Below are 13745 nucleotides of genomic sequence, written 5' to 3' on the forward strand. Positions count from 1 at the left end.
ATGCAAGAAGATTATGAATATTAATATATTTTATTTTTTAATTGGATATGCGGTAGTATATACAGCTTCTAAATGCTTTATACTGGTTTTAGTATAGTTTTGTGTAGTAGATAGACTTTTATGACCTAATAGTTCTTGAAGAGAGCGTAAATCTGCACCATGCTCAAGCAAATGTGAAGCAAAACTATGTCTAAATGAATGAGCAGTTAAATGCTGCGGTAAACCATAAAAATGCTTTAATTTAATTAATTCACGATTAAATACCGGTGGTTGCAATTTCTTACCCCGCTTTCCTCTAAATATGGGTTCATTATCACCTAACTTATACGGCAATATTTCTAAATATTGGGTAATTAAATTTTTAGCAATCGGTAACCACGGAATTATTCTTTCTTTACTACCTTTACCTATTATTCTTATAAATTCTAGATTTTGTAGATGAAGTTTCGTAATTGATAATGCTTCCGATATACGTAGACCTGAAGCATATATAAGGACAAGTAGGGCTTTATTTCTAAGTTCTACCCACTTAACATTCCCGTATTCTTCAATATGTTCAAGTGATATTACTACATCATCTTCCGATAAAGCTTTTGGTAACAATTTAGTCTTTTTAGGAGATTTTATAGAAAAAATTATATGACTATTTAATTGTGTTGTTTTCTCTAAAAACCTATAAAAATTTTTTACTGCAGATAAACCACGTGAAATTGAAGAAGCGGTAAAATTATCACAGTTACGTTTTGCAAGCCAACTTCGGATTAATCTGATATCTGCGGTTTTAATATGATTTATCGTTACAAGCTCTGAATTATAATAATTCATAAACTCAAGAAAATGCTTAAGGTCATTATTATAAGAAATTACTGTATGATTAGAGTAATTTCTTTGCAAAACGAGGTATTTTTGCCACTTATTTATTAACGCTTGAATTGATGTATCTAACATTTATAAAAACTTAACTATTTTTAATATTATTCTTAATGCTAACAATTATTAACTCATAATTTTATAAATGTGAGCATGAATTGAGGATTTATACATATACGTAACCTATAAAACACAAAAAATTTTTTAGGATAATGAATAATGTGAAATAATACACAATTTTAGATTTAATGAAATCCTATATGAATCCAGAATTTTATATGAGTTCTATGAAAAATATCCCTAGTGTAGATCTAGCATCTATCACAAATACAATGCAAAGAGCAATGTTTAAAATCTATTTATATCTTTTAGCTACTGGATTCCTGCTTTCGCAAGAATGACATAGTGGGAATCTCCTCTCAGTTGCTCGCCTTTCTGTTTAACCAATTTTGTAAATAAGATTCTGCTAGCTCCTGATCTTCTATAATAATTACATTTTCAGCATTACGTTTATCGGCAGCAGCCGTGAAATTAAACGAACCGGTTATTACTTTCTTTTTATCAATAATTATAACTTTATTATGAGCGATTCCTGGTACTTTATCTATATATACATCAATTTTTGCTCGTTGTAATTCATGTAATTTAGAAAATTTTTGCTTTAAATTACTACGATCAAGCAATATTCTAACCTTTACTCCTCGCGCTTGTGCATTAATAAGTGCAGTAGTAATTAACGCATCGCTCATACCGTATGCCTGCATATAAATAGATTCTTCAGCTTTATCTATCTGATTGGCTATAAACTTAGTACAACCGGCAGGCGGAGTAAAACATGTACTAACTTTACTTCTTGAAAGCTCTGAAATATTGTAATGCTTTATTTGCAGAGCAGATAAAGCTAATGATTTTTGACTTATTAGATTAGTAAAATAATCCGGATTCTGTCCATAAATACCTAAAGCAATTCCCAAAATAAAGGCAATAGATATTTCTATAAATTTATTATTTTTTCTCTTCATGACTTATTTATATTTTAGGCATTGCATAGATCGGCTTTTCCGTCATTGCGAGGAAAATTACAAAGTAATTGACGAAGCAAAATCTCATGAGATTGCCATGCAGCCTATGGCTGCTCACAATGACGATTTAGTATCCCCACAAACAACACCTACTTCCTTACGTAACTTCCTGGAGCTTCTTCAATAACCTCTAGATTCTGATAATCTAAAGAATCTACTAGCTTATTATCATTATTTTTTATAAGCCAATAATTCCACCATGAGCCTTTATATTCCGTAGCTTTCATAAGCCACTCATGACTACTTAAACTTAAGTCGTCATTAAACCGATAATTATATTTAGCACTAGCGGGAGGGTTAACTACAACTGCTACATGCCCTGAATCCGTGAGACAAAAAATCTTATGTCCGTTTAATAATACGAAAAAAGAGTTACAATTAACTTTTCCAAGATCTATTTTTGTTCAGAGTACCTCTAAATTATTAGACTCTTTTAGCAAGTTATTGCAATATGTATTTTGTAAATATTCCTCATACATTTTTGCCAGCAAATTAGTAGAATCCGCATTCCAATATAGCAAATCAAAAGGCATCGGTTTTTTACCAAGTAAGTAATTATCGACAAAAAACGTCTAAATTAAATCATTAGCCCTACGTGAGGAAAATATGAAACAACAACGCCAATTTTTCAAATTAAACGAGTATACCTTATATCTTTAAACGATTCCACATACTATTAACCTTGTCGATAACTTCCTGACTCATTTCTATTTTTTTACCCCATTTTCTATTTGTCTCAGGGTATATTTTATCGGTTGCATCTATTCCCATTTTACTACCAAGGCCTGACTCAGGAGATGCAAAATCCAAATAATCTATCGGGGAATTATCTATAAAGCTCGTATCACGCCTTGGGTCGCTTCTTGTTGCTATTGCCCAAATTACTTCTTGCCAATTACGAACATCAATATCGTCATCTACAACTATAATAAACTTACTATACATAAAGTGCCGTAAGTAAGACCAAATCCCAAGCATTATTCTTTTAGCATGACCGGGATAGGATTTTTTAATCGATACTACCGCAACTCTATATGAACAACCTTCAGGTGGAAGCCAAAAATCGACTATTTCCGGAAATTGTTGCTGTAATATAGGAATAAAAATTTCATTTAATGCTTCACCTAAGATTGATGGCTCATCAGGCGGTTCTCCTGTATAGGTACTTAAATATACTGGATTTTTCTTCATCGTTATTGCGGTAACCGTAAATACAGGAAATTCCTCAACATCATTATAATATCCGGTGTGATCCCCAAAAGGACCTTCAGGCAAATACTCCTCTAAACTTACATAGCCTTCCAGAACTATTTCACTATGTGCAGGTACTTTGAGGTCAATAGTTTTGCATTGTACCCACTCTACTTTTTTATTACCGAGTAAACCAGCAAAATTATACTCCGAGATATTCTCAGGTATCGGCATAACTGCTGCCAAAGTGACCGCTGGATTTGCCCCGATAACGATAGCAGTAGGCAAAGGTTCTTTTTTTGCTTCTTTCCAACGTTTATGATGCTCTGCTCCCCCCCGTAACTTTAACCAACGCATCAATAGCTTATTTTCTGAAATAACCTGCATTCTATATATGCCAAGGTTGTAATTATCGATTTTATCTTTTGTTGGACCTTTAGTAAATACTATACCCCAAGTAATTAAAGGCGAAATATCATCCGGCCAACATCTTTGGATCGGCAATATATTAATATTCGGTTTGTCAATGACGATTTCATGACAAGCTGCTTTTGATACGGTTTTAGGAGACATAGCAAATATACGCTTAGCAAGAGATAACATTGACAATGTTTCTTTAAAAGATGCGGGTGGTTGCGGCTGTTTAAGGAATGCTAGTAAAACGCCAAATTCTCTTAATTCTTTGGGTGACTTAAGTTTAAGCCCCATACAAATACGATTTATACTAGCATAAAGATTAGTTAGAACAGGTATGTCGGACTTAATGCCGTCGACTTTTATAACATTTTCAAAAAGTAATGCAGGTCCGCCTTGTGCTAATACTCTTCTACTAATTTCAGTAATTTCTAAGTCAGTTTTAACCTCAAGAGCAATACGCTTTAACTCACCGTTTTTTTCTAAAAATTTTAAAAACTCCGGTAAATCTTTAAAGCTCATAGTTTTTTTTGTTTATAATGTGCGGCTTATTTTATCGTCATTGCGAGCAGCCATAGGCTGCGTGGCAATCTCATTAAATATCCTGAGATTGCTGCGTCAATTACTTCGTAATTTCCTCGCAATGACGATACGGTATGACCTGATGGATTTCGCTACTTACTAAAATTAGCTTTTACCTGCATATCATTCTGAATAATTGTGTAGTTAATTAGCTCATCAATTACAGAATTTTTAATATTATATATTATATTTTTTTCTGAATTGACATGAATATTTTTAGCTGTTAATTCATCGATACTGCTAGATTTAATATGTGCAAAATATACTTCATCACCTACTTGAAATACAGGCGTATTACTTCCTATTTTAGTATTAAAAATTGATAATAATATTTCAGGAGTTAGTGTTAGATCATTTTCCATTTCGGATCTAATATAGCTTTTTTTGCTTATTTTTATTCCGGTAGCTTTAAGCTCTTTTATGTTCTCTTGATCTGAATTATATTCCTTTGCTAAATCCTTGATAATTTTTAAGTTTACATCTGCAATATTCCGCTTTATCCAAGCTTTATTTACCTGCTCTTTAATAGCATCAAATTCAGGTATTTTTGCCGGCTGAATAGATTTTAATTCTACCAATATAAGATAGCTTTTATCCTCTGTTTCTATAGGATAAGATAATTCACCTTCCGAAAGCTCAAAAATACTATCGGCACTTTCAGCAATTATTTTATCTTCAATAAGCTCTGCATAACTGATATAGTTAACGTTTTGTATCGGTAGCTTATATTTTTCGGCAATTTCAACTAAGCTAGAACCGGCTGCCGTCTCATCTTCCAGCTTTTTAGCAAACTCCATATTAAGTATGTCGATTTTTTGAGCCTTTAATAAATCATGTAATTGTTTTTGTACCGCTTCAAAACTTTGATCACCGAATTCATCTTTATTTTCATTATAAAATTCTAACAACTCATCTTGAGTAACTGAGACTTTTAAATCCTTAATATTAGCTTTAATATAAGAAAAGCTGCGTTTCTCAGGTACCTCAAACACGGTTTTATTATCTTGGTAAAAATCCTTCAATTGCTGACCGGTAGGAGTAGGGATTTGTAAATCTTTCGGTTTATTTTGTAAATCTATTTGTATTAATTCTACTTCTCTTTTTTCAGCCATATAATCTACTATATTGTCAGTCATAGCTTTAGGAACATAGAAACTTTCTATAAAAGTACCAACAAAAATATTTTTTAGAGCTTTTTCTTTGAAGTTTAATAAATATTTTTCTTCATCCATATAAGAATTTCTAAAATAAGTTTTAAAAATTTTTATATTGAAAACACCTTGCTCATTTTTAAAAACCGGTGATTCTTTAACTAAAATTTTAACTGTATCATCACTTAGATCTAAGTCATAATAACTCACTAAATAATCTAAGACATTATCGTAAACAAGCCTTTTTAGGATCCGGTTATCAATATTTAACTGTGCTATTTCTTCATCCGTTAAACTTGTTCCCGTTTGCTTACTTATAGCATTAATTTCTAAAGATTTTGCTCTCAAAAAATCTTCCTGGGAGATATTTTTCACATGAGAAAAAGTAACAATATCGCCGCTTCTTCTTCCATTTAATACATCTTTAATACCAAAGCCGACAAAAGCAAAAGCTATCATTGCGAATAAAACCCGCATTATAAAACTATCGGCAGTTTTTCTAATATTATTTAACATAATTTTTTATTTAAGTTTTTATCTTCATTGCAAGGAAATTACGAAGTAAGTGACGAAGCAATCTCAGGATATTTGACGAGATTGCCACGTTGCATCGCTCCTCGCAATGACGCTTCTCAAAACTACATTATAAAGTAAAAAAGCCTATATAGTCAAACTATATAGGCTTTTTTTATGATTATAGAACGGTTAATTAAAAATTAACACGAACTTTTACACTACCTTGCTGAGCGAAATACTTACTTCCGATATTGGTATCGTAGTTAATCCTGTATTCCATCATTTTATGCTTAGCAGTAACACCGACACCGACATCAAAACTTGTTTTGCTTTGCTTAAAGCTGTTGGTTGGAAGAGGAGCAGTCATACCTTGTAATCTTGCATCAATCGCCGAAACTTTATTCTTGAATGCATAATCGACCATTGCGTAAAGCTCAGGTGTTAGCACTATTTCATTGACATTGATATTACTTGATACTTTAGCACCGAGTAAACCGTCGAAAGTATTATAGTTCTTGCCTTTAACGGTAAGATTTTGGTAAGTAGTACCGGTTTCCTTATAGCCCTTATCTTTGATAGTCGAATATCTAAGCCCAGCTAGCGGTGTTAAGTTAATGTTCTCAGGCATCATATAGGTATAACCAGCCATTAACTGACCTGTATAGCTTTCGGATTTATACTTACCGTTTGCAGTTTGATAACCGACACTCTCTAGTGTCGTTGCAATAACACGTCTTGATTTGCTTCTTATCTTATTATCTGAGTAAGATGCTATAGCTTCAACGAAGAGCTTTTCATAAGGTACATTATATAAACCGTATAAAGAATAGATATTGCTCTCTACCTTATTCTTATCGCCAGTTTTATTATTTTTTAGCTTAATGTCAGTATCAGCTCTTGTATATGCAAGTCCGAGTGCTAGATCATCGCTAACGAAGCCATCAAAACCTATAGTGCCACCAGTTGTATCAGACTTATAACCACTTACACTGTTACACATCTTCTGCGTTGCATTACCGATAAACGGGCTTATCCACGCACCAAACTTAGCATCCATTTCTTCATCACCAGAAGAAACAGGACCTTTATTCCCTGATTGTACTTTATCCATTCTAGCATTTAGAGCAGTTATATTACTTGATATATTACTCGCTACAACTTGATTATTAACGGCAGCTATAGTGTCGCTAGGTTTTACAACATCTTGCATGAGATGAGTTGTAGCATCTGCTTCCTGTAGCGGTGTCATTAGACCAAAGTTATTGAAAGCTTGACGTGCATCTGAACCATTAGGAGCATCCTCCATTAACTCAAGCGATTTCTTTATATTTGCAGCATTTGGGATATTTGCAAGCGGTCCACCCGGTGCAAAATCTTTATCTATAACATCTGCAGCTATATCCTCTGCAAATAACGTTAAAGTCGATGCATCAAAAGTAAAGTCAACAAAACGGTTGTCATTATTAATAGTTATTTTAACATTCTCTTTAGAAGTAGGCTTTAAACCACCTGCTGTTTCTGCAGATATTACCGTATATTTTGTATCTGGGCTTATATTATTCATGTCGAAATTAGTAGCAGTAACAACAAGTGCTAAAGTTGAAACCCCTGATAAATCAAGAGTACTACCTGATTTAATTAAGATATTACCACCTGACTTAGCTGCTCCGTCAAAAGTAGTATTTAAGGTTAGCGTATCGGTAAAGCTACCGGTGCCAGTATATGTTACTTGATTTGCACCTAAAGTAAGTGTAGTACCGCCACCTGTTATATTACTATTAAAGGCTAGGCTATTGCCGAAATTAATAGTAGCACTGTTAGCTACAAAGCTGGTAGCCGTTACATTTTTAGCAAAACTAGTGATAGAACCTTTGGCTAAAGTAACCGCACCTGTATTAGTGAATGTATTGGCAAAACTTGTAGTACCGCCAAGTGTCGCCGTACCTTTTGCGTTAACACTGCTTGCAAAACTTGTAGCACCTGCCGTTGTGATATCACCAACCGAATTAGCCGCAGTCCCTACAACACCACTAACACTACCGCCATTCATGAAGTTTAGCTTCAGAGCCTGACCACCGGTTTTATTTATGCTGCCTGTTAAGTTAAAGTGTGCAGGTAATGTTAAAGTATTTGTGCCTGCACCTTGGATTTCGCCGATTTTAACTTTACCGCCTTTGGCAATAGTTACATTTCCTGCACCTACTTTTAACATAGCAATCCCGTTTACTCTATTAAGATTACTTGCACCTAAAACTATTAACGTACCGTTATTAGTACCGCCGGTATTTTGGACTGCTCCCGCAACATTTACATTGTTATTTAATGTTACCGTACCGTTTTTTGCATTAAAATCTAAGAAACCGCCAATATTACCGGTTTGAGTTAATTGAACAGCATCATTAAATAAAACTACATTTGCCGTAGTAGCTCCAAGTTCTAATTGACCTGTAATATCAAGCACTATATTTGTTGTATTAAAAGTGGTACCTGCCGTGCTACAATCTCCCGCTCCTTTGAACAATATAGTTTGTAACTTATGAGCTCCACCAAACGTCTTGCCTCCGGCTATCGTTAATTTTTTTCCTGCAGTTACAGAATTTAATATTACTATACCCTCATCGTCATTATCAGGGTCTATATTCGCACCTAGTGTGATCGTACGGTCGTTTCCTGAACTATTTTGTAATACTAATTGAGCATCCGCATGTGCAAATTGAATATTTCCTGCCGGTATATTTAAATTACCATTATTTGCATCAATCGTATAAGTAGCATCGTTTATTTGTATAGCACCAGCATTAAATGCTGTACTACTAGTAAAATCTGCATTATTGTTAATAAGCACGTTCTGTATACCTTCTAAATTTACATCGTCAGTTATTGTAACGGCATTATAAATAAGTAAAGTGTTAAATTTATTACCGCCTCCATCACCGATATTTCTAGCGGTACCTGCTACATTACTCCCAATATTCAGGCCATTAACCCCACCATTAAAGACTACCGTACCTTCATCAGCACCGGGAGCTACTAAATCAGCTGCTAATAATATATTATTTACTCCGACTCCGGTTAAGTTAGAAAGTACTAAAACAGAATCTCGAGCTCTAAAATTAATATTTTGAGCATTTAATATAGTAACATCACCAACACTTGCATCAATTGTAAAAAGATTACCAGCTCCAATATTGATTTCTGCAACTGTTCCTATACTTAAATCATATGCCGTAAGTAACTTTGTATTAACATTTAATATAGCATTATTGCCGTTTGCTATAGCTCCTTTAAAATAATAAGGGATTGCTTTACCACCACCATCAAGAGGTCCGTTAAACTCTAAAGTACTCCTGGCTCCAAAATCTATATTATTCGCAGCTAGGCTTCCTCCAGCTTGTAATGTTATTCCTGCTCCTACATTCACTGTTGCTAATGAATTTGTATTACCTATATTCCCAGTTACTGTACTATTACCGGTAAACGTTACTATACCATTATTTGCATTACCGGTATTATCTATTGCTCCGGTCACCACTACAGGATTCGTAAATGTCACTGCTGACGCATTATCCGTTAAGTTTATTGTATTTGCTTTTACCACTCCACCTTGTACTTGTAGCAAACCTGCTCCTACATTCACTGTTGCTAATGAATTTGTATTACCTATATTCCCAGTTACTGTACTATTACCGGTAAACGTTACTATACCATTATTTGCATTACCGGTATTATCTATTGCTCCGGTCACCACTACAGGATTCGTAAATGTCACTGCTGACGCAGCATCTGTCAACTTAGTCGTAGTAGCTTTAATAACCGCTCCCCCTAACGTGGCTGTACCTGCTCCTACACTTATCGTGGCTAATGAATTTGTATTACCTATATTCCCAGTTACTTGACTTAATGCACCATTTAAATTTAAGACACCTACATTATCACCGCCTGTGGTGTTATCAATCGCACCTGTTAATACTGCATTTGCATCTGTAAGGGTTAATACCGACGCAGCATTCGTTAATTTAGTCGTAGTAGCTTTAATAACCGCTCCCCCTAACGTGGCTGTACCTGCCCCTACACTTATCGTGGCTAATGCATTTGTATTACCTATATTCCCAGTTACTTGACTTAATGCACCATTTAAATTTAAGACACCTACATTATCACCGCCTGTGGTGTTATCAATCGCACCTGTTAATACTGCATTTGCATTTGTAAGGGTTAATACCGACGCAGCATTCGTTAATTTAGTCGTAGTAGCTTTAATAACCGCTCCCCCTAACGTGGCTGTACCTGCCCCTACACTTATCGTGGCTAATGAATTTGTATTACCTATATTCCCAGTTACTGTACTATTACCGGTAAACGTTACTATACCATTATTTGCATTACCGGTATTATCTATTGCTCCGGTCACCACTACAGGATTCGTAAATGTCACTGCTGACGCAGCATCTGTCAACTTAGTCGTAGTAGCTTTAATAACCGCTCCCCCTAACGTGGCTGTACCTGCCCCTACACTTATCGTGGCTAATGCATTTGTATTACCTATATTCCCAGTTACTTGACTTAATGCACCATTTAAATTTAAGACACCTACATTATCACCGCCTGTGGTGTTATCAATCGCACCTGTTAATACTGCATTTGCATTTGTAAGGGTTAATACCGACGCAGCATCTGTCAACTTAGTCGTAGTAGCTTTAATAACCGCTCCCCCTAACGTGGCTGTACCTGCCCCTACACTTATCGTGGCTAATGCATTTGTATTACCTATATTCCCAGTTACTTGACTTAATGCACCATTTAAATTTAAGACACCTACATTATCACCGCCTGTGGTGTTATCAATCGCACCTGTTAATACTGCATTTGCATTTGTAAGGGTTAATACCGACGCAGCATTCGTTAATTTAGTCGTAGTAGCTTTAATAACCGCTCCCCCTAACGTGGCTGTACCTGCCCCTACACTTATCGTGGCTAATGAATTTGTATTACCTATATTCCCAGTTACTTGACTTAATGCACCATTTAAATTTAAGACACCTACATTATCACCGCCTGTGGTGTTATCAATCGCACCTGTTAATACTGCATTTGCATTTGTAAGGGTTAATACCGACGCAGCATTCGTTAATTTAGTCGTAGTAGCTTTAATAACCGCTCCCCCTAACGTGGCTGTACCTGCTCCTACACTTATCGTGGCTAATGAATTTGTATTACCTATATTCCCAGTTACTTGACTTAATGCACCATTTAAATTTAAGACACCTACATTATCACCGCCTGTGGTGTTATCAATCGCACCTGTTAATACTGCATTTGCATCTGTAAGGGTTAATACCGACGCAGCATTCGTTAATTTAGTCGTAGTAGCTTTAATAACCGCTCCCCCTAACGTGGCTGTACCTGCCCCTACACTTATCGTGGCTAATGCATTTGTATTACCTATATTCCCAGTTACTTGACTTAATGCACCATTTAAATTTAAGACACCTACATTATCACCGCCTGTGGTGTTATCAATCGCACCTGTTAATACTGCATTTGCATTTGTAAGGGTTAATACCGACGCAGCATTCGTTAATTTAGTCGTAGTAGCTTTAATAACCGCTCCCCCTAACGTGGCTGTACCTGCTCCTACACTTATCGTGGCTAATGCATTTGTATTACCTATATTCCCAGTTACTGTACTATTACCGGTAAACGTTACTATACCATTATTTGCATTACCGGTATTATCTATTGCTCCGGTCACCACTACAGGATTCGTAAATTTCACTGCTGACGCAGCATCTGTCAACTTAGTCGTAGTAGCTTTAATAACCGCTCCCCCTAACGTGGCTGTACCTGCCCCTACACTTATCGTGGCTAATGCATTTGTATTACCTATATTCCCAGTTACTTGACTTAATGCACCATTTAAATTTAAGACACCTACATTATCACCGCCTGTGGTGTTATCAATCGCACCTGTTAATACTGCATTTGCATTTGTAAGGGTTAATACCGACGCAGCATCTGTCAACTTAGTCGTAGTAGCTTTAATAACCGCTCCCCCTAACGTGGCTGTACCTGCCCCTACACTTATCGTGGCTAATGCATTTGTATTACCTATATTCCCAGTTACTTGACTTAATGCACCATTTAAATTTAAGACACCTACATTATCACCGCCTGTGGTGTTATCAATCGCACCTGTTAATACTGCATTTGCATTTGTAAGGGTTAATACCGACGCAGCATTCGTTAATTTAGTCGTAGTAGCTTTAATAACCGCTCCCCCTAACGTGGCTGTACCTGCCCCTACACTTATCGTGGCTAATGAATTTGTATTACCTATATTCCCAGTTACTTGACTTAATGCACCATTTAAATTTAAGACACCTACATTATCACCGCCTGTGGTGTTATCAATCGCACCTGTTAATACTGCATTTGCATTTGTAAGGGTTAATACCGACGCAGCATTCGTTAATTTAGTCGTAGTAGCTTTAATAACCGCTCCCCCTAACGTGGCTGTACCTGCCCCTACACTTATCGTGGCTAATGAATTTGTATTACCTATATTCCCAGTTACTGTACTATTACCGGTAAACGTTACTATACCATTATTTGCATTACCGGTATTATCTATTGCTCCGGTCACCACTACAGGATTCGTAAATGTCACTGCTGACGCATTATCCGTTAAGTTTATTGTATTTGCTTTTACCACTCCACCTTGTACTTGTAGCAAACCTGCTCCTACATTCACTGTTGCTAATGAATTTGTATTACCTATATTCCCAGTTACTGTACTATTACCGGTAAACGTTACTATACCATTATTTGCATTACCGGTATTATCTATTGCTCCGGTCACCACTACAGGATTCGTAAATGTCACTGCTGACGCAGCATCTGTCAACTTAGTCGTAGTAGCTTTAATAACCGCTCCCCCTAACGTGGCTGTACCTGCTCCTACACTTATCGTGGCTAATGAATTTGTATTACCTATATTCCCAGTTACTTGACTTAATGCACCATTTAAATTTAAGACACCTACATTATCACCGCCTGTGGTGTTATCAATCGCACCTGTTAATACTGCATTTGCATTTGTAAGGGTTAATACCGACGCAGCATTCGTTAATTTAGTCGTAGTAGCTTTAATAACCGCTCCCCCTAACGTGGCTGTACCTGCCCCTACACTTATCGTGGCTAATGCATTTGTATTACCTATTGTTCCGTTAATGGCAGCATCTGTCTTGACAGTTATTATACCTCCTCCATCTATATTTCCTGCAAGTGTTATCTTTGCCGGAGCTGTAGATTGTATAATTAGTGCAGCATTCGCTCCCCCTAAAGCTATATTTCCTAAACCTGTATAATTATTGGCAGGCGCATCAAAACCATGATTTGCAGCAACAGCATTATTACCATTTAAAGTTAAGCTTTTGCCAGCAGTAATAGTAACAGGCAACAAGTTACCTCTCGTTATAATCGAACCAACGACGGTATTTTGAGTAATATTTAGACCTACGGGAGTAGTACCCGCAACATTTATAGCCGTAATAATACGATCGGCTTCATCTGCAGTGACAGTATAATCACCACCGTAAGTAAATGCCCAATTGTTTTGAGGACCGCCAGTAGGATCACCATTAGCTACCCCTGCAGCCGTTATCCCATTCCAATTATTATTGCCAACATTATTACTAAATGCTGCATTATTAGTAGCAATAACACCTGTAGGAACACCGAGTGCCCCGCTACTACTCAGCATTATCGCTGCGGTTGAGGTGGTGAATAAAGCGGCTTTAAGACCTTGTTGTATTGCTTTTTGAAATAATTTTGGAGAAATATTCGCCATATGTAAACCTTAATAAAAATTAAATCACTTCAAAAGTGTTATAACGCAACTTTTTTAGTATGTCTATTATAATTAATAACATAGATGATA

The 13745-nt window shown here is 35.9% G+C and carries 6 protein-coding genes and 1 pseudogene; 1 reads left to right on the forward strand and 6 read right to left on the reverse strand.

Going from position 1 to position 13745, the window contains the following annotated elements; all coding sequences use genetic code 11:
* Positions 1 to 30 precede the first annotated feature (30 nt).
* Entirely contained in the window at positions 31 to 948 is a 918-nt protein-coding gene (locus tag ACHBLB_RS01860) for a tyrosine recombinase XerC (RefSeq protein ID WP_475842224.1), read from the reverse strand.
* A 170-nt stretch (positions 949 to 1118) separates the two neighbouring features.
* Here ACHBLB_RS01860 and ACHBLB_RS01865 point away from each other — a divergent pair.
* Positions 1119 to 1217, forward strand: a pseudogene (locus ACHBLB_RS01865) (phasin family protein); the annotation flags it as partial.
* Positions 1218 to 1289: 72 nt separating this feature from the next.
* On the opposite strand, the gene pld reads toward ACHBLB_RS01865, so the two are convergent.
* The 5 genes from pld to ACHBLB_RS01890 form a co-directional block, all read right to left on the reverse strand.
* On the reverse strand, positions 1290 to 1892 hold the full coding sequence (pld, locus tag ACHBLB_RS01870; RefSeq protein WP_475842226.1) for a phospholipase D: 603 nt from the start codon (positions 1890 to 1892) through the stop codon (positions 1290 to 1292).
* A gap of 149 nt (positions 1893 to 2041) precedes the next feature.
* Positions 2042 to 2179 (reverse strand): hypothetical protein, encoded by a 138-nt coding sequence (locus ACHBLB_RS01875; protein ID WP_475842228.1) that lies wholly within the window; start codon positions 2177 to 2179, stop codon positions 2042 to 2044.
* A gap of 421 nt (positions 2180 to 2600) precedes the next feature.
* A complete protein-coding gene (locus tag ACHBLB_RS01880) occupies positions 2601 to 4079 on the reverse strand; it encodes a UbiD family decarboxylase (protein WP_475842230.1) in 1479 nt (492 codons plus the stop codon).
* 152 nt (positions 4080 to 4231) lie between these two features.
* Positions 4232 to 5806, reverse strand: coding sequence for a SurA N-terminal domain-containing protein (locus tag ACHBLB_RS01885; protein ID WP_475842232.1), 1575 nt, complete (start codon positions 5804 to 5806; stop codon positions 4232 to 4234).
* A 193-nt stretch (positions 5807 to 5999) separates the two neighbouring features.
* The gene (locus ACHBLB_RS01890) at positions 6000 to 13655 is read right to left on the reverse strand and encodes an autotransporter outer membrane beta-barrel domain-containing protein (protein ID WP_475842234.1); all 7656 of its coding nucleotides are present in this window, start codon (positions 13653 to 13655) and stop codon (positions 6000 to 6002) included.
* Positions 13656 to 13745 lie beyond the last annotated feature (90 nt).

This window comes from Rickettsia lanei (genome assembly GCF_056242675.1).